General features: G+C 60.9%; 18 protein-coding genes and 3 tRNA genes. 3 read left to right on the top strand and 18 right to left on the bottom strand.

Annotated features, from left to right (window positions below; translation table 11 throughout):
- Nucleotides 1-201 precede the first annotated feature (201 nt).
- The 3 genes from EJA72_RS12195 to EJA72_RS12185 all read left to right on the top strand — a co-directional run bounded on the left by EJA72_RS12195 (nt 202) and on the right by EJA72_RS12185 (nt 3,302).
- Nucleotides 202-1,551: an NCS2 family permease gene (locus EJA72_RS12195; protein WP_178129324.1), complete on the top strand. Its 1,350-nt coding sequence runs from the start codon at nt 202-204 to the stop codon at nt 1,549-1,551.
- A 65-nt stretch (nt 1,552-1,616) separates the two neighbouring features.
- Nucleotides 1,617-2,246: a LysE family translocator gene (locus EJA72_RS12190; RefSeq protein ID WP_157711699.1), complete on the top strand. Its 630-nt coding sequence runs from the start codon at nt 1,617-1,619 to the stop codon at nt 2,244-2,246.
- Nucleotides 2,247-2,309: 63 nt separating this feature from the next.
- Complete coding sequence (locus tag EJA72_RS12185) at nt 2,310-3,302, top strand: AraC family transcriptional regulator (protein ID WP_157711698.1); 993 nt, start codon at nt 2,310-2,312, stop codon at nt 3,300-3,302.
- A gap of 161 nt (nt 3,303-3,463) precedes the next feature.
- Here EJA72_RS12185 and EJA72_RS12180 read toward each other — a convergent pair.
- The 18 genes from EJA72_RS12180 to leuD all read right to left on the bottom strand — a co-directional run bounded on the left by EJA72_RS12180 (nt 3,464) and on the right by leuD (nt 21,225).
- Nucleotides 3,464-3,540: transfer RNA gene (locus EJA72_RS12180), tRNA-Asp, on the bottom strand.
- A 92-nt stretch (nt 3,541-3,632) separates the two neighbouring features.
- Nucleotides 3,633-3,709 (bottom strand) — tRNA-Asp (locus EJA72_RS12175).
- A gap of 55 nt (nt 3,710-3,764) precedes the next feature.
- A tRNA-Val gene (locus EJA72_RS12170) sits at nt 3,765-3,840 on the bottom strand.
- Nucleotides 3,841-4,063: 223 nt separating this feature from the next.
- Nucleotides 4,064-4,840 carry an SDR family oxidoreductase gene (locus EJA72_RS12165; RefSeq protein ID WP_178129323.1) on the bottom strand — a complete coding sequence of 259 codons (777 nt, stop codon included), beginning with the start codon at nt 4,838-4,840 and terminating at the stop codon, nt 4,064-4,066.
- The gene (locus EJA72_RS12160) at nt 4,837-6,048 is read right to left on the bottom strand and encodes an O-succinylhomoserine sulfhydrylase (RefSeq protein ID WP_157711697.1); all 1,212 of its coding nucleotides are present in this window, start codon (nt 6,046-6,048) and stop codon (nt 4,837-4,839) included. The genes EJA72_RS12165 and EJA72_RS12160 overlap by 4 nt, the downstream gene beginning before the upstream one ends.
- A gap of 67 nt (nt 6,049-6,115) precedes the next feature.
- Nucleotides 6,116-7,621 carry an amidophosphoribosyltransferase gene (gene purF, locus EJA72_RS12155; RefSeq protein WP_007935163.1) on the bottom strand — a complete coding sequence of 502 codons (1,506 nt, stop codon included), beginning with the start codon at nt 7,619-7,621 and terminating at the stop codon, nt 6,116-6,118.
- 41 nt (nt 7,622-7,662) lie between these two features.
- A complete protein-coding gene (locus EJA72_RS12150) occupies nt 7,663-8,223 on the bottom strand; it encodes a CvpA family protein (protein ID WP_178129322.1) in 561 nt (186 codons plus the stop codon).
- 99 nt (nt 8,224-8,322) lie between these two features.
- Nucleotides 8,323-8,988: an SPOR domain-containing protein gene (locus tag EJA72_RS12145; RefSeq protein ID WP_157711696.1), complete on the bottom strand. Its 666-nt coding sequence runs from the start codon at nt 8,986-8,988 to the stop codon at nt 8,323-8,325.
- Complete coding sequence (gene folC / locus EJA72_RS12140; protein ID WP_157711695.1) at nt 8,972-10,279, bottom strand: bifunctional tetrahydrofolate synthase/dihydrofolate synthase; 1,308 nt, start codon at nt 10,277-10,279, stop codon at nt 8,972-8,974. The genes EJA72_RS12145 and folC overlap by 17 nt, the downstream gene beginning before the upstream one ends.
- Entirely contained in the window at nt 10,276-11,196 is a 921-nt protein-coding gene (gene accD, locus EJA72_RS12135; RefSeq protein ID WP_157711694.1) for an acetyl-CoA carboxylase, carboxyltransferase subunit beta, read from the bottom strand. Before accD ends, folC begins: the two co-directional genes overlap by 4 nt.
- Nucleotides 11,197-11,378: 182 nt before the next feature.
- Entirely contained in the window at nt 11,379-11,996 is a 618-nt protein-coding gene (locus EJA72_RS12130; protein ID WP_157711693.1) for a phosphoribosylanthranilate isomerase, read from the bottom strand.
- 63 nt (nt 11,997-12,059) lie between these two features.
- Nucleotides 12,060-12,884, bottom strand: a complete 825-nt coding sequence (truA, locus tag EJA72_RS12125) for a tRNA pseudouridine(38-40) synthase TruA (protein ID WP_157711716.1) — start codon at nt 12,882-12,884, stop codon at nt 12,060-12,062.
- Nucleotides 12,885-13,167: 283 nt separating this feature from the next.
- Entirely contained in the window at nt 13,168-15,840 is a 2,673-nt protein-coding gene (locus tag EJA72_RS12120) for a FimV/HubP family polar landmark protein (protein ID WP_157711692.1), read from the bottom strand.
- Nucleotides 15,841-16,047: 207 nt separating this feature from the next.
- Nucleotides 16,048-17,058, bottom strand: coding sequence for an aspartate-semialdehyde dehydrogenase (locus EJA72_RS12115; protein WP_157711691.1), 1,011 nt, complete (start codon nt 17,056-17,058; stop codon nt 16,048-16,050).
- A gap of 269 nt (nt 17,059-17,327) precedes the next feature.
- A complete protein-coding gene (asd, locus tag EJA72_RS12110; RefSeq protein ID WP_007975660.1) occupies nt 17,328-18,440 on the bottom strand; it encodes an aspartate-semialdehyde dehydrogenase in 1,113 nt (370 codons plus the stop codon).
- Between the two features lie 69 nt (nt 18,441-18,509).
- Nucleotides 18,510-19,592 carry a 3-isopropylmalate dehydrogenase gene (leuB, locus tag EJA72_RS12105; protein WP_157711690.1) on the bottom strand — a complete coding sequence of 361 codons (1,083 nt, stop codon included), beginning with the start codon at nt 19,590-19,592 and terminating at the stop codon, nt 18,510-18,512.
- A gap of 65 nt (nt 19,593-19,657) precedes the next feature.
- Complete coding sequence (locus tag EJA72_RS12100; RefSeq protein WP_157711689.1) at nt 19,658-20,425, bottom strand: class I SAM-dependent methyltransferase; 768 nt, start codon at nt 20,423-20,425, stop codon at nt 19,658-19,660.
- A 155-nt stretch (nt 20,426-20,580) separates the two neighbouring features.
- The gene (gene leuD, locus EJA72_RS12095) at nt 20,581-21,225 is read right to left on the bottom strand and encodes a 3-isopropylmalate dehydratase small subunit (protein ID WP_157711688.1); all 645 of its coding nucleotides are present in this window, start codon (nt 21,223-21,225) and stop codon (nt 20,581-20,583) included.
- Nucleotides 21,226-21,231: the final 6 nt, after the last annotated feature.

The raw sequence follows: 21,231 nt of genomic DNA, 5'->3' as shown, positions 1-21,231 counted from the left end.
AGGCGATATATCCCTCCCACCAAATTTTTCGTCTACAAAACCAAAAACATTATTTGCTTTATTTGTATACAAAAGCATAATCCACTTCGTGCGAGTTCCTGACCAACCGGTCAACAAATTCGCAAGTGCCTCAAAGGGCCGCTGCCACCCTCATGGGTCCGGCCCTGGAAATAACAATAAAACTCTTGAGGAGTACTCGCTGTGGAAAGCCGCAAATCCGAAGCATCGACGCTGGATCTCTCGCCGCCTTTACGCACTGGCTGGCTGGAGCGCATCTTTAAACTCAGCTTGCATGGCACCACGGTGAAGACCGAGCTGATTGCCGGTCTGACAACCTTCATCACCATGGCCTACATCATCTTCGTCAACCCGAACATCATGGCCGACGCCGGTATCGACCATGGTGCCGCGTTTGTCGCCACCTGCATCGCCGCTGCACTGGGCTGCCTGTTGATGGGCCTGTACGCCAACTGGCCGGTCGGCCTGGCGCCGGGTATGGGCCTGAACGCCTTCTTCACCTACACCGTGGTCGGCACCATGGGCTACAACTGGGAAACCGCCCTCGGTGCGGTGTTTGTCTCGGGCGTGTTGTTCATGATCCTGACCTTCTCGCGAATCCGCGAGTGGCTACTCAACAGTATTCCCGTCAGTTTGCGCTTCGCCATGGGCGCCGGCGTGGGCCTGTTCCTGGGGCTGATCGGCTTGAAAACCGCAGGCATCGTCGTCGATAGCCCGGCCACCTTGATCAAACTGGGCTCCCTGCGCGAGCCTGGCCCGCTGTTGGCCGCCATCTGCTTCCTGATGATCGCCATCCTCAGCTACCACAAAGTGTTCGGCGCGATCCTCATCAGCATCATCACCGTGACGCTGGCCGGTTGGGGCCTGGGTCTGGTGCATTACGAAGGGATCATGTCTGCTCCACCGAGCCTGGCACCGACCTGGATGGCCATGAATCTCGCCGGCGTGTTTAACGTCAGCATGATCAGCGTGGTACTGGCCTTCCTCTTCGTGCACATGTTCGACACCGCCGGCACGCTGATGGGTGTTGCCCAACGCGCCAATCTGGTCGGTGCCGATGGCCGGATTGAAAACCTCTCCCGCGCCATGAAAGCTGACAGTGCGTCCAGTGTCTTCGGGGCCGTCGTGGGCGTGCCACCGGTGACCAGCTACGTGGAAAGTGCGGCAGGCGTCGCAGCGGGCGGCCGGACAGGTCTTACCGCCGTGACCGTCGGCGTGCTGTTTATTGCGGCCATGTTCTTCGCACCACTGGCGGGCATGATTCCCGCTTATGCAACCGCGGGTGCACTGATTTACGTTGCGATGCTGATGATGGGCGGCATGGCCCACATCGAATGGGACGAGGCCACCGACAGCATTCCGGCCATCGTTACCGCGATCATGATGCCCCTGACCTTCTCCGTCGCCGACGGCATTGCCCTGGGTTTCATCACCTACGTGGCGCTGAAGGCCGGTACCGGCAAGTACAAGGAAATTTCCGTGAGCCTGTGGGTGCTCTGCGCGATATTCATCGCTAAGTTCATCTTCTTGTAAGCGTTACAGGCTTCAAACCAGCCTCACCCCGTCGGGTGGGGCTTTTGCACAAATGGAGGAAAGTGATGAGTCTGGAAACCTGGCTGCTGTTCAGCGGCGCTGCGCTGGTAGTGATCCTGATCCCGGGGCCCCTGTCTTTGCTGATGATCAGCAACAGTCTGAATTACGGTTTGCGCCGTTCTTACCCAGCGTTCCTCGGCGGTGTGATTGCCTCGATCTGCTTGCTCAGCGCGTCGGCACTCGGCCTTGGCGCCCTTCTGCTCGCGTCGGAACAGTTGTTCAGTGCCTTGAAAGTCGTCGGCGCGCTGTACCTGTTCTACCTTGCCTGGCAGAGCTGGCAGCAATCGCGTCAGCCTTCCCAAGGCGCTGAAGTGCCTCAGGCTGCGCCGGTCCCACGCTTTCGTGCGCTGTTCGGCCGCGCCTTCGTATTGGGCGCCAGCAATCCTAAAGACATCCTGTTCTTCGCCGCCTTCCTGCCGCAGTTTTTGAGCGCCGAACAACCTTTCCTGCCGCAACTGCTGGTGATGATCGCGACATGGACCGTGCTGGACCTGCTGTGCAAGCTGGCCTACGGCCTCGGTGCCCATGGCGCGGCGCGCTACTTGCGCAGCGGCAAGGGTCAGAGTTGGTTCAACCGAATCAGCGCCGGCCTGTTCAGTGGTGCGGGAGCGGCTTCGTTGCTCAGCGGTCATTGAGGCGTCACCTGCCGATCGGCACACAACTTGCTCGGTTCCAGCACCTAGACGCTGGAACCGAACATGCTCCACTCCCACCTCACCACCCTCAACGCCGTTTCGCTGGTGCTCAACACCTTCAAGGCCGAAGGCTTGTCCAGCGAGGAGCTGTTGGCCGGCAGCGGCATCAGCGCCGCTGATTTGGCCCGGGCCGACACACGCATTACCACCAATCAAGAGATGCAGGTCTGCGCCAACGCGGTCGCCCTCAAGCGCGATATCGGCCTGGAGCTGGGCCAGCGGATGCACGTTTCGTCCTACGGGATGCTTGGTTATGCCTTGCTCACCAGTGCCACCTTCGGTGACGCCTTGCGGCTGGCGTTGCGCTATCCGGCGCTATTGGGAACACTTTTCGAGCTGAGCCTTGAAGACGACAGTGAACGTGTCTGGTTCGTCGCCGCCGATTACCGGGAGAACCCGGCACTGGCGGTGTTCAATGCCGAGTTCTGTCTGGTGTCGCTGAAAGTCATCTGCGATGACCTGCTGGGGCATCCGCTGCCGCTGTTGGGCGCGCGCTTCGAACACGCGGCGCCTGACTATGAGTCGACCTACGCCGAACACTTCAACTGCCCCCTGCACTTCGAGGCGCGGGACAACGCATTCGCCTTCGAACGCCGCTGGCTCGATCAACCGTTGCCGCTGGCGGACGTGATCACTCACCAGGCCATGGCCGAACGCTGCCGCAAGCAGAACACTGAATTCACCGGGCGTCAGGCGTGGCTGGGACGGATCCGCCAATTGCTCAGGGCTCAACTGAACGCCGCACCGGGGCTCGAAGGCCTGGCAGAGCAAATGAATTGCTCGGCACGAACCTTGCGTCGGCACCTCAAGGATTCGGGTTGCAGCTATCAGGAGTTGCTGGACGAACTGCGGTTTGAGCAAGCCAAGCAGATGCTGTGCGAGGAGCAGATGCCGATCTACCGGATCGCCGAGGCCTTGGGTTTCAGCGAGACCGCCAGTTTCCGTCATGCGTTTGTGCGCTGGAGCGGCGTAGCGCCGAGCCAGTTCAGGCCCTGAGTCATGCGCTATCGGGGCTGCCGTCTTCGCCGGAACAGTAAAAAGGCAAATTGCAGACACAAAAAACCCCGGTCTTTCGACCAGGGTCTTTGCTATCGACTCGAAGTAGCCAGCGGCTTTCTTCGTAGCTCCAAGGCGTTCAGTGGGCCTTGAGGCTGATATGGCGCAGCGGACGGGACTCGAACCCGCGACCCCCGGCGTGACAGGCCGGTATTCTAACCGACTGAACTACCGCTGCGTATCGCTTTGGACTTGCGTCCAAGTAACTCGTTTGACTGAAAGCTTCGGTGCTTTTCAATCGCGAACCGAAAAAATCCGATTCGTAAAATATGGCGCAGCGGACGGGACTCGAACCCGCGACCCCCGGCGTGACAGGCCGGTATTCTAACCGACTGAACTACCGCTGCGCGTCGGTGGAGGCTTTTAAAAGCTTCCATCTTGCTTTCGCAAGACTCTCGGAAGTGGTGGGTGATGACGGGATCGAACCGCCGACATTCTGCTTGTAAGGCAGACGCTCTCCCAGCTGAGCTAATCACCCGTTTGCATCTCCGAGGCCGCGAAATTTACGCAGGTAGCGAACCTAAGTCAATAGCAGGATTGAAGTTTTTCTGAAAAAGACAAAATTCTTTCAATCAGTACCGCATCGGCTGCTTTCGCGAGCAGCCCAACTCCCACATTAAAAACACCATCCACTGTGGGAGCGAGCCTGCTCGCGATGCCCCCCGGCACATTCAACATCCATGCTGGACATTGGATTCGGATTATTCGCTGTAAATCATCTTCTTGGTCATGCCGCCATCCACCACAAACTCCTGGCCCGTAACGAACCCGGCGTTCTTCGACAGCAACCAGGCAACCATCGCCGCGACATCCTCAACGGTCCCTACCCTGCCCGCTGGATGCTGGGCATGGTCGGCATCGGTCAGGGGCTCGGCACGCCGCACTGATGGGTCTCGTGTATCGATCCAGCCAGGGCTGACCGCATTCACGCGGATTTCCGGACCCAGGCTGATGGCCAACGCGTGAGTCAGGGCCAGCAACCCGCCCTTGCTCGCCGCATAGGCCTCGGTGTCGGGCTCTGACTGCCCGGCGCGGGTCGACGCCAGGTTGACGATCGCCCCGCTGTGAGCACGCAGGTAGGGGGCGCAGTGCTTGGCCAACAGCATCGGCCCACTGAGATTGACCGCCAGCACCCGATTCCAGTACGCCAGGTCGAGACTTTCCAGAGTGATGTTATGCGGATCGGCCACTGCCGCGTTGCACACCAGTGCATCCAGGCGCCCGAACTGCCCCAGCACCTCGGCAACGCCCAGCGCCACCTGCCCTTCATTCGCGACATCCATGGCGATGAACCAGGCGTTGTCGCCCAGCACCTTCGCCACTTTCGAGCCGCGCACCCGGTCCAGGTCCGTCAGCACCACCTGCCAGCCTTCGCTGATCAGCCAGGCCGCAATGCCCAGACCGATGCCCCGCGCAGCACCGGTCACCAGTGCGACGCGGCCATTGGTGCCGGTACTCGACGTGGACAACTCGATCACAAGGCAGCCAACCCACGCGCCAGATCGGCTTGCAGGTCTGCCGCGTCTTCCAGACCGACCGCAATGCGGATCAGGCTGTCACGAATACCCGCCGCTTCGCGCTCTTGCGGCGTCAGTCGGCCGTGAGAGGTAGTGCTCGGGTGCGTGATGGTGGTCTTGGTGTCGCCGAGGTTGGCAGTGATCGAAATCAGACGCGTTGCATCAATAAAGCGCCAGGCGCCCTCTTTGCCGCCCTTGACCTCGAAACTCACGACCGCACCGAAACCTTTCTGTTGACGCTGGGCCAGCTCATGCTGCGGATGGCTCTTGAGGCCGGCGTAATGAACCTTCTCGATGCCGTCCTGCTGTTCCAGCCATTCGGCCAGTTGCTGGGCGTTGGCGCAATGCGCCTTCATCCGCAGGCCGAGGGTTTCGAGGCCCTTGAGGAAGATCCAGGCGTTAAACGGGCTCAGGGTTGGCCCGGCGGTACGCAGAAAACCAACCACTTCTTTCATGTGCTCGCTGCGACCGGCCACTACACCGCCCATGCAACGCCCCTGGCCGTCGATGAACTTGGTGGCCGAGTGCACGACGATGTCCGCGCCCAGGTTCAGGGGCTGCTGCAATGCAGGCGTGCAGAAGCAGTTGTCGACGACCAGCATCGCGCCTTTGGCATGAGCGATTTCCGACAACGCAGTGATGTCCACCAGCTCGGCCAATGGATTGGACGGCGATTCGACGAACAGCAACTTGGTGTTGGCCTTGATGGCCGCGTCCCAGCCGGACAAGTCCGCCAGAGGCACGTAGTCGACTTGGACGCCGAAACGCTTGAAGTACTTCTCGAACAGGCTGATGGTCGAGCCAAACACACTGCGCGACACCAGCACATGGTCACCGGCGCTGCACAGGCTCATTACCACGGCCATGATGGCCGCCATGCCAGTGGCGGTGGCCACGGCCTGTTCGGCGCTTTCCAGCGCCGCAATGCGCTCTTCAAACGCGCGCACGGTCGGGTTGGTGTAGCGCGAGTAAACGTTGCCCGGGACTTCCCCGGCAAAGCGCGCAGCCGCATCAGCAGCGGTACGGAATACATAGCTGGAAGTGAAGAACATCGGATCACCGTGTTCGCCTTCCGGCGTGCGGTGCTGACCGGCGCGTACGGCCAGGGTATCGAACGCTACGCCTTCGAGGTCGCTGTCCAACCGACCGGCATCCCAATCCTGACTCATGCTGTCACTCCTTGCCTTGCTCGTTTTTTAGTAGATACAAAACCGGCCCCTCAGGGCCGGTAGTTACTCAGTTGTTATACAGATCAATGATCGCGCTGACTGCCTGCGTCTTGACCTTGGAGGCATCGTTACGTGCCTGCTCGATCTTGTTCAGGTAAGCCTCATCGACGTCGCCGGTGACGTACTGGCCGTCGAACACCGCGCAGTCGAACTTGTCGATCTTGATCTTGCCGCCACCGACCGCTTCGATCAAGTCAGGCAGGTCCTGATAGATCAACCAGTCGGCGCCGATCAGATCCGCCACGTCCTGGGTCGAACGGTTGTGGGCGATCAGCTCGTGAGCACTAGGCATGTCGATGCCGTAGACGTTCGGGTAGCGAACGGCCGGTGCTGCGGAGCAGAAGTAAACGTTTTTGGCGCCGGCTTCACGGGCCATCTGGATGATCTGCTTGCACGTCGTGCCGCGAACGATGGAGTCGTCCACCAGCATGACGTTCTTGCCGCGGAATTCCAGTTCGATGGCGTTGAGTTTCTGGCGTACGGATTTTTTCCGTGCTGCCTGGCCCGGCATGATGAAGGTGCGGCCGATGTAGCGGTTCTTCACGAAGCCTTCGCGGAACTTGACGCCCAGGTGGTTCGCCAGCTCCAGGGCCGCGGTGCGGCTGGTGTCCGGAATCGGGATGACCACGTCGATGTCGTGATCCGGACGCTCGCGCAGGATCTTCTCGGCCAGCTTCTCACCCATGCGCAGACGGGCCTTGTAGACCGACACGCCGTCGATGATCGAGTCTGGACGCGCCAGGTAGACGTGCTCGAAGATGCACGGGGTCAGGGACGGGTTGGTCGCGCACTGACGGGTATGCAGCTTGCCGTCTTCAGTGATGTAGACCGCTTCGCCCGGCGCCAGGTCGCGGATCAGGGTGAAACCGAGCACGTCCAGGGACACGCTTTCGGAGGCGATCATGTATTCGACGCCTTCGTCGGTGTGACGCTGGCCGAACACGATCGGGCGGATGCCGTGCGGATCGCGGAAGCCGACGATGCCGTAGCCGGTCACCATCGCCACGACGGCGTAACCACCGACGCAACGGTTGTGCACGTCAGTGACGGCCGCGAAGACATCTTCTTCGGTAGGTTGCAACTTGCCGCGCTGGGCCAGTTCGTGCGCGAACACGTTGAGCAGCACTTCCGAATCGGAGTTGGTGTTGACGTGGCGCAGGTCAGATTCGTAAATCTCCTTGGCCAGCTGTTCAACGTTGGTCAGGTTGCCGTTATGCGCCAGGGTGATGCCGTAAGGCGAGTTGACGTAAAACGGTTGAGCTTCGGCCGAGGTCGAGCTGCCCGCGGTCGGATAACGCACATGGCCAATGCCCATGTGCCCGACCAGGCGCTGCATGTGACGCTGATGGAACACGTCACGCACCAGACCATTGTCCTTGCGCAGGAATAACCGGCCATCATGGCTGGTGACAATACCGGCAGCGTCCTGGCCGCGGTGCTGGAGGACGGTTAGCGCGTCATACAGCGCCTGATTGACGTTCGACTTACCGACGATACCGACGATGCCACACATGCGACGCAACCCCTACTTAATGGATCTGAACTGAACACAACTCACTGAGGCGTTTTGGCCGTCGGCAAGAGGTGCTCCTTGAACGGTATCTCAACGGGTACGCTGATACCGCTGGCAAGCCACTGACTGCTCCACCCGAGGATCAGGTTTTTGGACCAGTCTGCGACCAATAGAAATTTTGGCACGAGCTGTGACTGTTGCCACCACCCGTCCTGCTGTACCGGCCCCAGGCTTAACAGCCCGACCGCCACGACCACCAGCAACACGCCACGCGCGGCGCCGAAGGCCATGCCGAGGAATCGATCGGTCCCGGATAGCCCGGTGACGCGTACCAACTCGCCGATAAGATAATTGATCATTGCGCCCACGATTAAGGTGGCGACAAACATGATGGCACAGCCCGCGATCACGCGAGCCGATGGCGTTTCGATGTATCCGGCGAGGTACTCGGACAATGAACCACCGAACATCCAGGCGACGACTCCTGCGATGATCCAGGTCACCAGCGATAGTGCTTCCTTGACGAAGCCGCGGCTCAAACTGATCAATGCGGAGATGGCGACGATTGCAACGATCGCCCAGTCAACCCAGGTAAATGGCACAGTGCAGCCTACAGACGGATAAGGCGGCGCATTTTAGCAGAGCCCATGCTTATCGGTAAGCTGCGATTGTCAGTGCTTTTCAAATCGGGTCGATAGTTTTCAACCGCGCTCAGGCTGGAAGCGCACCACAAACCCTTTGAGGTTCTGTTGGCGGCTCAGCAAGTCACGCAGACGGTCGGCCTCAGCCCGCTCGATCAGCGGTCCGACAAACACCCGGTTCTTGCCATCGGCGGTGCGGATATAGGCATTGTAACCCTGGCTGCGCAGGGTTTTCTGCAAGCTTTCGGCACTGGCACGACTGGAAAGACTGGCAAGCTGCACCGACCAACTGACCGACAGGCCATTGGCATCGATGCGGCTTTGCGTGGTGTCCGGCTTGCCCGGTGCGGCAGCTATCGGCTGAGACGGCGCCGCAGCAGGCTTGGCGGCCAATGCCGGCGCCGGGGCTGGAGCGGCCGGCTTGGCAACAGGCACAGGCGCGACCGGCGCAACGGACGCAACCGGTTTCGGCGGCGCTTCCTGCTGTGCAATTTCATCGTCGCTCGGCACCGGCTCTTGCGGCAACGCTTGCGGCTCAGGCACGACCACCGGCTCGACCTGCACCTGCGGCACGGAAGGCGCTTGAGGCGCAGCCGGAGCTTCGACCGTCACCTGACGCTGCTCGTCCTGACGGGAAAACAGCATCGGCAGGAAAATCACCGCCAGCGCCACCAGAACCAGGGCGCCAACCATGCGCTGTTTGTATGCCTTATCCAGCAATGCCATTTGCCGCTTCCTCCGTGGAGCGCCGGTCAAGCCATTCTAGGGCCTCGGCGACACAATAAAATGATCCGAACAACAGAATCTCGTCGTCACTTGTCGCCAGCGCACTTTGCCCTTCCAGGGCGGCCGCCACGCTGTCATAGGACGTTACCGATGCCCCAAGCGCCTGCAATGCCGCCTGCAAATCAGCAACCGGACGCGCGCGAGGCGAATCCAGTGGCGCGACGGCCCAGTGCTGGACACTGGCACTCAATTCGCCGACTACACCGTCCAGATCCTTGTCCGCCAGCAACCCGAACACTGCCAGACGCTTGCCGACAGGAGGTCGACTGGCCAGACGGCGGGCCAGATACTCCGCTGCATGCGGGTTATGCCCCACATCCAGCAACAGATTAAGACGCTTGCCCTGCCAGGTGTACTGACGGCGATCAAGACGGCCGACGACTCGAGTCGATTTCAGCGCATCAATTATCTGGGCTTCATCCCACGGTAAACCGAGCAACAGATAAGCCTGCAGCGCCAGCGCCGCGTTCTCCATCGGCAGATCGAGCAACGGCAGATCGCGCAACTCGACCATACGCCCCTGAGCGTCCAGGCCGCGCCACTGCCAATTAGTATCTGTTACGCCGAGATCGAAGTCGCGCCCCCGCAGGAAAAACGGGCAAGCCAGCTCACGCGCTTTATCCAGCAGAGGTTGCGGAGGATTCAGGTCACCGCAAAGCGCAGGTGCGCCCTGGCGGAAGATGCCGGCCTTTTCGTATGCCACGGACTCACGGGTATTGCCCAGGTAATCCGCGTGATCGACGCCGATGCTGGTCACCAGCGCCATGTCGGCATCCACCACGTTGACCGTATCCAGACGCCCGCCCAACCCGACTTCCAGCACCACAGCATCAAGACCGGCCTGTTGAAACAGCCAGAACGCCGCCAGCGTGCCCATTTCGAAGTACGTCAGGGACGTGTCGCCACGGCCCGCCTCAACCGCGGCAAAGGCCTGGCACAGCTCGGCGTCAGTGGCTTCGACGCCGTTGACCTGCACCCGCTCGTTGTAACGCAGCAGGTGCGGAGAATTATAGACACCGACGCTCAGGCCCTGCGCCCGCAGCAATGAAGCCACGAATGCACAGGTAGACCCCTTGCCGTTGGTGCCGGTGACCGTGATCACCCGAGGCGCCGGCTGGCCCAGTCCCATGCGGGACGCTACCTGTTGCGAGCGCTCCAGCCCCATATCGATGGCCGAAGGGTGCAACTGCTCAAGGTAGGCGAGCCACTCGCCAAGGGTACGTTGGGTCATAGGTTGGCAGGTACCGGTGGAACCACGATCGGCTCAATGGGGGCGGCGACGAATTTAGGCGTCGGCAGACCCATCATCTGTGCCAACAGGTTGCCCAGGCGCGGACGCAGTTCCTGACGGTGAACGATCATGTCGATGGCGCCGTGCTCCAGCAGGAACTCGCTGCGCTGGAAGCCTTCCGGCAGTTTTTCGCGCACGGTTTGCTCGATCACGCGCGGACCGGCAAAACCGATCAGGGCTTTCGGCTCACCGACGATCACGTCACCCAGCATGGCCAGACTCGCGGAAACGCCACCGTAGACCGGGTCGGTCAGCACGGAAATGAACGGAATGCCTTCTTCACGCAGACGCGCCAGCACCGCGGAGGTCTTGGCCATTTGCATCAGGGAAATCAGGGCTTCCTGCATCCGCGCGCCACCGGAGGCGGCGAAGCAGATCATCGGGCATTTGTTTTCCAGCGCATAATTGGCGGCGCGCACGAAGCGCTCGCCAACGATGGCGCCCATCGAACCGCCCATGAAAGAGAATTCAAACGCCGAAACCACGACCGGCATGCCCAGCAGGGTGCCGCTCATCGAGACCAGTGCGTCTTTTTCGCCGGTCTGCTTCTGTGCAGCGGTCAGGCGGTCCTTGTACTTCTTGCCGTCACGGAATTTCAGGCGGTCGACCGGCTCCAGGTCCGCACCCAGTTCGGCACGGCCTTCCGCGTCGAGGAAGATGTCGATACGGGCGCGGGCGCCAATACGCATGTGGTGGTTGCACTTGGGGCAAACATCCAGGGTCTTTTCCAGCTCCGGACGATACAGCACAGCCTCGCAAGACGGGCATTTGTGCCACAGACCTTCAGGCACCGAGCTCTTCTTGACCTCGGAACGCATGATCGAAGGGATCAGTTTGTCTACTAACCAGTTGCTCATGCTTTCTTTCTCCAGTACCGGCGGCCCGAACGCTCTGGTTCGCAGCCCCGCGTATGCCCTTGAGCTAAATTCATATGTGCGGCGATGATTGGCGGGTTGCCGGATCAGCTAAACGTGACCTGCGTACACCCCAAAAACCCTCAGCCATGCCTGTGGACGGCGGCAGTGTGCCAGCCGTCACATCAACCGCGTACTGCGTTGATGAATGCCTGAATTTTTGCGTGATCCTTGATGCCCTTGCTCGCCTCTACCCCGCCGCTAACATCCACGGCGTAAGGTCGAACCCTGGCAATCGCCTCGGCGACGTTATCCGGGGTCAATCCACCCGCCAGGATAATCGGCTTGCTTAAACCTTGCGGTATCAGAGACCAGTCGAATGCTTCTCCGGTTCCCCCGGGAATGCCCTCAACGTATGCGTCGAGCAGGATACCGCTGGCACTCGGAAACGCATCGCATGCCGCCGCGATGTCATCACCGGCCTTGACCCGCAGTGCCTTGATATACGGCCGGTGCCAGCCTTCGCAGTCGGCAGCGGTTTCGTCGCCATGGAACTGCAACAGGTCCAGCGGCACGGCGTCGAGCAACTCGCCCAGCTCACAACGACTGGCATTGACGAACAAACCCACGGTGGTCACGAACGGCGGCAGCGCCTTGATGATCGAGCGCGCCTGCTGAAACGTCACGGCCCGCGGGCTCTTGGCGTAGAACACGAATCCGATGGCATCGGCCCCAGCTTCAACCGCTGCCAACGCATCTTCTATGCGGGTAATCCCGCAAATCTTGCTGCGAACGGCCGACATGTCGATACAACCTCAAGGCAAATCCGGGAAAGTCCCGGATGGTAGCAAATGCGTTCGAGGGCGTCAGCCGTCAAGTTCGGTGAAACCCGTCAGGAAATGTGGACCGATGTAACGCTCGGGCAATTCGAACTCGTCGCGGTACTCGACTTGCACCAGATACAGCCCAAACGGATGCGCCGTAACCCCTCCCGAACGGCGAATACGACTTTCGAGCACTTCTTTCATCCACTCCACCGGGCGCTCGCCGGCACCGATGGTCATCAGCACGCCAGCGATGTTGCGCACCATATGGTGCAGGAACGCGCTGGCACGGATGTCCAGCACGATCATCTTGCCGTGACGCGTGACGCGCAGGTGATGCAGCTCCTTGACCGGCGATTTGGCCTGGCACTGGCCGGCACGGAAAGCGCTGAAGTCGTGGGTACCGACCAGATACTGCGCGGCTTCGGCCATGCGCTCGACGTCCAGCGGGCGGTGGTTCCAGGTGATTTCTTCGTTCAGGTGCGCCGGACGGATCTGATCGTTGTAGATCACGTAGCGATAACGCCTGGCGATGGCCTTGAACCGCGCATGAAAATGCGATGGCATGACCTTGGCCCAGCTGACGCTGACGTCGTGGGGCAAATTGATGTTCGCGCCCATGACCCAGGCTTTCATCGACCGCTCGACCTGTGTGTCGAAATGCACCACTTGTCCGCAGGCATGCACGCCCGCGTCGGTGCGTCCGGCGCAGAGCAGCGACACCGGCGAGTCGGCGACCTTGGACAACGCATTTTCCAGGGTTTCCTGCACCGTGAGCACACCGGAGGCCTGGCGCTGCCAGCCGCGATAGCGCGAGCCTTTGTATTCAACGCCCAAGGCGATCCGGTAAAAGCCGTCGGCTGCCATTTCGGCGGCCGGGTTATCTATGTTTGCCAAGGAGGGACAGCCTGCTGATGTACGCAAAGGCGGGCATTATAAGGCTGTCGGGCGGGGATGCCAGTGAGATCTCTACCGGTTGTTCTGGCCTCATCGCGAGCAGGCTCGCTCCCACAAGGATTTTGTAAACACTGGAGATCCCTGTGGGAGTGAGCCTGCTCGCGATAGCATTCCAGAAAATGCCATCGCACCCCGATAAAACAAAAACGGCAGCCTCAATGGGCTGCCGCTCTGTTTACAGCGCGTCGATCACTCAAACCAGACGCGAAAGCATCTCCCGCGCTTCACTCTTCTGACCGTCATCGCCTTCGCTCACCACCTCGTTGAGAATATCCCGAGCGCCATCGTTATCGCCCATGTCGATGTAGGCCTGGGCCAGATCGAGCTTGGTGGCGACTTCGTCAGTGCCGGAGAGGAAATCGAAGTCCGGTTCGTCCGCCGCGGAGGCCATGGCGTCTTCGGCCGTGAAGGTCGGCTCGCCGATGCTGGAGGACAACTTTTCAAGCTCGGCGTTGACGTCATCGAGCTCGGCCGAGAAGGCATCCGGTGCATCCATTTCATCGGCCAGCGACAGATCGAAATCGGCAGGAAGGTCGAGATCGCCCAGCGCCATGTCAGGGACGGCCGGTGTGGCAGGCGCTGGCAAATCCTTGAGGTCGTCATCCAGGTTCAGCAGGAAATCGTCCTCGGCCAAGGTCGCTGGCGAGGCATCGCCACCCAGGTCCATGTCCAGGTCGAAGTCCGACAGGTCATCCAGGTTTTCCTTGATTTCGGTGTGCTGCTGCAACACCGATTCAAAGCTCAAATCGTCTTCCTGCGGGAACTCGTCCAGCTCGACGACCTCTTCGGGTGCCGGCTCCGGCGCAACCACCGCAGGCGACGCGGCTTCCAGGTCATCCAGGCTCAGGTCGAAGGCGCTGTCGAAATCGGCGTCGGGCAATTCCGGCTCCGGCTCTGGCGCCTGCGGTTCGTCCAGCAACAGGTCCTTGACGTATTGCGCATCCAGTTCGGCCGCGATGGCGGCTGCCGCAATACCGCCAGCGGCCACGAGGGCCATGGCCGGGAAGCGGCTTTTCAGCTGTTCGACTTGGGCGAAGTTGTCACCGTTGGCGACCAGTTGGCGCTCCTGGACAACGAACGCATCACGATCGCCCTGCTGACCATAGACTTCCATCAGTTTCAGGCGCAGGTCACTGCGTTGCGGTTCTTGCTTGATGCCGTCTTCCAGCAACGCAGCCGCCTGATTCAGACGACCGGCAGCGATGTGCGATTGAGCCTTGCTCAATACATCGTCATCGCGCTCGCCAGCCGGCGATACCAGTGGTGCAGCGATCGGCGTCGTCATCACTACCGGAGCAACCAAAGGCGCGGGCGCCGGTTTTGGCGCGGGTGCGGGTACGGGAGTCGGCGCGGTCGCGAGCTTCACGCTTGGCGGCGGAACCTCCAGACCTTCGAAGCTGCTTTCCGGCAGATCCTGCTCGACGGAGAACTCCTGCTCCTCAGACAAGGCCCGAGCCATGCGCAGATGCTTCTCGGCTTCTTGCTGGGCCTTGCGACGACGGGCCAGCAACAGCAGCAACAGCAGGAGCACCACTGCACCACCGCCGGCCAGGCCCAGCAGGTACGGATTGGTCAACAAATCGTTGTATTTCTGCTCGTCGGAGGCGACGGGTGCCGGCTCGATCGGGGTCTCGACCGGAGCTGGCGTTGCCTCCGGTGCAGTGACCACTGGCGCTGGAGCGACCGGCGCCACTTCAGCCGGCGCGGCTGCGGGGTTGGGCACCAGCTCGGCGGAAATCGGCGCAGCAGGCGCTGCGGGCTCAGCGGCCGCAGCAGGCGCAGCAGGCGCAGCAGGTGCGGTAGCGCTCCCTTCTGCCTGCATCTTGGCCAATTGATTGTTCTTCAGTTCGATCAAGCGTTGCAGCTTGTCCATCTGACTTTGCAGATCGGTGATGCGGCTTTTCAGTTCGGCATTGCCACGACGCGTGCTGTCGAGGCTTTCCTGAGTGATGGCCAGTTTGTTGCTGAGGTTCTTGGCGTCGCCCGCAGCACCCTTGCCACGATTCTTGCCAGTCTCCGCAGAGACCAGGCTCAGTTTGTCCTTGGCAGCCTGCGACGAAGGGCCTTCAGCGCGAGCACGCTTGGTAGCGTCCAGCTGTTGCTGCCCGTTGGCGGGCTTCGCAACATAGCGACGCCCCTGACGCCATGCGGTGTTCTGCGCGGCGACCTCAGCGATGGCTTTGGGTTGCGGCAGGCTGGTGCTCTGGGTTTGATCCGGCAGACGCAGCACCTGACCGGTTTTCAGCCGGTTGATGTTGCCATCGATGAAGGCATCCGGGTTCAGCGCCTGAATCGCCAGCATGGTTTGTTGGACCGACCCACCATTGCGTGCCTTGGCGGCGATTTCCCACAGGGTATCGCGTGGCGTCGTGGTGTATTGGGTCGGTTTGGTCGCACCGGTGACCGGCGCGGTGACGGTTTGAGTCGGCGCAGGTTGCGCGGCCGCATCAACGGTTTGCGGCGAGAATTTGGACGGATCGAGCAGCACGCTGTAATCGCGCAGCAGGCGACCGTTGGGCCACATCACCTGAACCAGGAATTTCACCATCGGCTCGGAGAGTGGTTTGCTGGACGTCACGCGCAGGATGCTTTTGCCGCTGGCGTTGAGCACCGGCGTGAACGTCAGGTCGTTGAGAAACGCCTGGCGGTCGACACCGGCCTTGGCGAAATCGTCGGGCGACGCGAGGCTCGGCACCACTTCGGCAGCGGTGAGGTCCTTGACGTCGAGCAACTCGATTTCGGCCACCAGAGGCTGGTTCAGCGTCGATTTCAGGGTCAGCTCCCCGAGCCCGAGTGCATGCGCCATACCGGAGGACAGCGCCGAGGCGGCCGCTATTGCTAACACCAGTTTGCGAACTTGAACCATAGCGTCATCCTTTGTTTGAACATTCCTCGGCCAGCGAGAAGGTGTTAATAGCCGCTGCCGTAAGGCATTGCGCGCGGCGGCGAAGTGTCGTCGCGCGCGATCATTTCATTCGTGCCATGCCAGCCACACGAAGTGGCTCGCCAACAGCCATCCGGCAAAGCTTAGCGCTCGACTAGAACCATTCGACAAATTGTTGCCAAGTATCTTTTACACAAGGTCTTTTATCAACAATTCAGCCACCTGCACAGCGTTGAGCGCCGCGCCTTTGCGTACGTTATCTGACGTCGCCCACAAATTTAGTTCCGACAGGTCGTCGATCCCCCGGCGAACCCGACCGACGTACACCACGTCCTGCCCTACCGCATCACCGACCGCCGTCGGATAATCGCCGGCTTCAACCAGTTCGATACCCGGTGCGTCTTCCAGTGCCGCGTTGACTTTCGCCAGGTCGACTTCGCTCGCGGATTGCAGGGTCACGCTAAAGCTATCGCCAAAAAACACCGGGGCTTGAATGCAAGTCACGGAAATCTTCAAAGAAGGTAGCGCCATGACCTGCCGGAGTTCGCGCACCAGGCGCTTTTCCAGCAGCGTATGACCCTGATCATCGGGCTTGCCGACTTGCGCCAACAGGTTGAACGCCATCTGCCGGTCGAAAAAAGTCGGCTCCAGTGGTCGTACATTGAGTAGCTCCGCGGTTTGGCGGGCCAGTTCGGTGACGGCTTCGCGACCCTGGGCGGAAACGGCCAGGTTGGCGGTCAGGTTGATGCGCTGCAGGTCGAGCAGGCCGAGCAATGGGGCCAGCACCACCGCCAGCGTCGTGGCCGAGGGGCTTGGGCTGCTGACCTGGAAGGGCTTTTTCAGACCAGAAAGGACGTGTGCGTTGGCTTCCGGGACCACTTGCGGCGCCTGATCGGCCGGCAAGGCGCCAGACAAGTCGATCAGCGAGCAACCGGCGGCCGTGGCGCGGGAGGCGAAACTCAGGGTGACCGCCGGGCCTGCGGCGAAAAACACCAGCTGGACTTTGCTGAAATCGAACTCATCGACCTCGCGCACGCGCACGTTTTTGCCGCGAAACGGCACCGAGTGCCCCGCAGACTCGCTGCTGGCCAACAGGTGCAGGCTGCCGACCGGGAAGTCGCGCTCTTCCAGGATCTGCACGAGCGTTTCGCCGACAGTACCGGTGGCGCCGATCACGGCAATATCAAAGGACTGGCTCATGGTTCTACCTCTGGCGAAACGGGGGGAGCGGCACTTTACCGGGTGGGTGGCTTGCAGGCAATTCGGCCAAGGGTTTGCGGTGGATCTGATGGCCTCTTCGCGGGCAAGCCTTGCTCCTACAGGTATTGCGATTGTTCCAAAATCCCGAGAACGACACAAAACCTGTAGGAGCATGGCTTGCCCGCGAAGAGGCCCTTCCTGACGATACAGCCTCCATAAAAAAACCCGCACCTCTTTCAAGGTGCGGGCTTTTTCACAACGTCAATCAATCAACGCTCAAGCAGGATCCGCAGCATGCGACGCAGCGGTTCGGCCGCACCCCACAGCAGCTGGTCGCCAACGGTGAACGCGCCGACGAACTGCGAGCCCATGTTCAGCTTGCGCAGACGGCCCACCGGGATGTTCAGGGTGCCGGTGACCTTGTTCGGGCTCAGCTCCTGAATGCTGGTTTCACGGCTGTTCGGCACCAGCTTGACCCAAGGGTTGTGCTGGCTGATCAGCCCTTCGATATCAGCGATCGGTACGTCTTTGTTCAGCTTGATGGTCAGCGCCTGGCTGTGGCAGCGCATGGCGCCGATGCGCACGCAAATGCCATCGACCGGGATCGGGCTCTTGAAGCGACCGAGGATCTTGTTGGTCTCGGCCTGGGCCTTCCACTCTTCGCGGCTCTGGCCGTTCGGCAGTTCCTTGTCGATCCACGGGATCAGGCTGCCGGCCAACGGTACGCCGAAGTTTTCGGTCGGGTACGCATCGCTGCGCATGGCTTCGGCGACGCGACGGTCGATGTCGAGGATCGCGCTGGCCGGGTCGGCCAGTTGATCGGCGACCGCGGCGTGGGTGGCGCCCATTTGCTTGATCAGCTCACGCATGTTCTGCGCGCCGGCACCGGAGGCCGCCTGATAGGTCATGGCGCTCATCCACTCCACCAGACCCGCTTCGAACAGGCCGCCCAGGCCCATCAGCATCAGGCTGACGGTGCAGTTGCCGCCGATGTAGTTCTTGGTGCCCGCGTCGAGCTGCTGGTCGATGACCTTGCGGTTCACCGGGTCCAGCACGATCACCGCGTCATCCTGCATGCGCAGGCTGGAAGCGGCGTCGATCCAGTAACCCTGCCAGCCGGCTTCGCGCAGCTTGGGGAAGACTTCGCTGGTGTAGTCGCCACCCTGGCAGGTCAGAATCACGTCGAGGGTTTTCAGCTCTTCAATGCTGTAAGCGTCCTTGAGCGGAGCAATGTCCTTGCCCACGGACGGCCCTTGGCCACCGACATTCGAAGTGGTGAAAAACACCGGCTCAATAAGATCGAAATCCTGCTCTTCCAGCATCCGCTGCATGAGCACGGAACCGACCATACCGCGCCAACCGATCAGACCTACACGTTTCATCGCAACTACACCTTCTTTAAAAAGTGGGCCGCTGCTTTCGAAGTTGAAAGTGGCAGCGGGCCCGAGAGATTACAGATTCCGCAGCGCGGCGACTACTGCGTCACCCATTTCCTGCGTACCGACTTTAGTGCAACCGGCCGACCAGATGTCGCCGGTGCGCAGGCCTTGATCCAGCACCAGGCTCACGGCTTTCTCGATCGCATTCGCTGCATCCTGCAGATTGAAGCTGTAACGCAACATCATCGACACCGACAAAATGGTCGCCAGCGGGTTGGCAATGCCTTTGCCTGCGATGTCCGGCGCCGAACCGTGGCACGGCTCGTACATGCCTTTGTTGTTGGTATCCAGGGACGCCGACGGCAGCATGCCGATGGAACCGGTGAGCATCGACGCCTGGTCGGAAAGAATGTCACCAAACATGTTGTCGGTCACGATCACGTCGAATTGTTTCGGCGCGCGCACCAGCTGCATGGCAGCGTTGTCGACGTACATGTGGCTCAGTTCGACTTGCGGGTAATCCTTGGCCACTTCCTCGACGATTTCACGCCACAGCTGGCTGGACGCCAGGACGTTGGCCTTGTCCACCGAGCACAGCTTCTTGCCGCGCACCATGGCCATGTCGAAGCCGACACGAGCGATGCGACGGATTTCGCTTTCGCTGTACGGCAGGGTGTCGTAGGACTGACGCTCGCCGTTTTCCAGGGTGCGGGTGCCGCGTGGCGCGCCGAAGTAGATGCCGCCGGTCAGTTCGCGAACGATCAGGATGTCCAGGCCGGCAACGATTTCCGGTTTCAGGCTCGACGCCTCGGCCAGTTGCGGGTACAGGATCGCCGGGCGCAGGTTGCCGAACAGGCCCAGTTGCGCACGAATTTTCAGCAGGCCGCGCTCAGGGCGGATGTCACGTTCGATGGCGTCCCATTTCGGGCCGCCCACGGCGCCCAGCAACACGGCGTCGGCGTTGCGGGCGCGCTCCAGGGTTTCGTCGGCCAGCGGCACGCCGTGCTTGTCGATGGCCGCGCCGCCGATCACGTCGTGGCTCAGCTCGAAGCCCAGGCTGTACTTGTCGCTGGCCAGTTCCAGCACCTTGACCGCTTCGGCCATGATTTCCGGACCAATACCGTCGCCTGGGAGAATCAGAATCTGCTTGCTCATGCTTTCCTCATGTCATCAGTCGGTGCGCCCTTGGGCACGCCCGGAAAAAGTCTAGTGTTCGGGGCTCACTTTTCGGCGAACAGCACCAGCACATCGGTACTGAACGAACCATCAGCCTCAATCTCAAAATATTCGCGTACTTCGTTGCCCATCGATTGCTGCAACTCACGGATCGCCGCGCGCATCACTTCAGGCGTGCGCATGCGCTCGACCCAGGAGGTGTACTCCAGACGCAGCCGTTGACGCGTGGTGCTACGGGTGTGCAACCCCGCTTCGCTGACCTGGCGCAACCACTCGCCGGCGGAATAATCGCGCACATGGCTCGTGTCGCGCAGCACTTCGACGCTTTGCAGGTAAGTGTCGAACAACGGGCTGCCCGGTGACAACACATCGATGAACGCCGCCACGCCGCCCGGCTTCAGCACCCGGCGAACTTCGCGCAGGGCCAGGCCCAGGTCACTCCAATGGTGCGCCGAATAACGGCTGAACACGAAGTCGAACTCACCGTCGGCGAACGGCAGGCGCTCGGCGGCACCGTTGACCGTGGCAACGTTACTCAAGCCACGATCGACCGCCGCAGCGGCCACCACGTCGAGCATTTGCTGCGACAGGTCGTAGGCCACCACTTCTTTCACCAGCGATGCCACCTGAAAGCTCACATGACCGGCGCCGCAGCCCAGGTCCAGCACCCGCGCACCGCCCTGCCCGGCCAGCTCAGCCTGTAGCAGCGCGAATTCGGTGCCTTGAGCGTGGACAGCGCTGCTCAGATAGGCCGCGGCCTGTTCACCGAATTGCTTTTGGACTACCTGGCTGTGTTGGGCGGTGCTGGTCATGGGGACTTCCTTTTTGGGGTGAGCCTTGGGGTGTCTCTACTGCCGCCATCGCTAGCAGGCTAGCTCCCACATTGGATTTATGGCGTACACAAATCCCTGTGGGAGCTAGCCTGCTAGCGATGAGGCCGGAGTGGCCTACATCAATTTCCGATCAATTACGCGTCGCGAAACAACCAAGGCTGGCTCGCACGATGCTTGGCTTCAAACGTCGCAATCGCTTCGTGGTCCTGCAAGGTCAGGCCGATGTCATCCAGGCCGTTGAGCAGGCAATGCTTGCGGAACGCATCGATTTCGAAGCTCAACACCTTGCCATCCGGACGGGTCACGGTCTGGGCTTGCAGATCGACCTGCAACTGGTAGCCAGGATTCGCTTCAACTTGCTGGAAAAGCTCGTCCACTTCAGCGTCGCTCAAGATGATCGGCAGCAAGCCGTTCTTGAAACTGTTGTTGAAGAAGATGTCGGCGTAGCTCGGCGCGATGATGCTGCGGAAACCGTATTCTTCCAGCGCCCATGGCGCGTGTTCACGGCTGGAGCCGCAACCGAAGTTTTCGCGGGCCAGCAACACGCTGGCGCCTTGATAGCGCTCGGCGTTGAGGACGAAGTCCTTGTTCAGCGGGCGCTTGGAGTTGTCCTGATACGGCTGCCCCACATCCAGGTAGCGCCACTCATCGAACAGGTTCGGGCCGAAACCCGTGCGCTTGATCGACTTCAAGAATTGCTTCGGGATGATCTGGTCGGTGTCGACGTTGGCACGATCCAAAGGCGCGACAAGACCAGTGTGCTGGGTAAAAGCTTTCATGCTGCG

The sequence above is a fragment of the Pseudomonas sp. PB120 genome (assembly GCF_009761815.1).
Taxonomy (GTDB): domain Bacteria; phylum Pseudomonadota; class Gammaproteobacteria; order Pseudomonadales; family Pseudomonadaceae; genus Aquipseudomonas.
The sequence above is the reverse complement of the archived record's forward strand: the minus strand, read 5'-3'. Positions and strand labels throughout refer to the sequence as shown.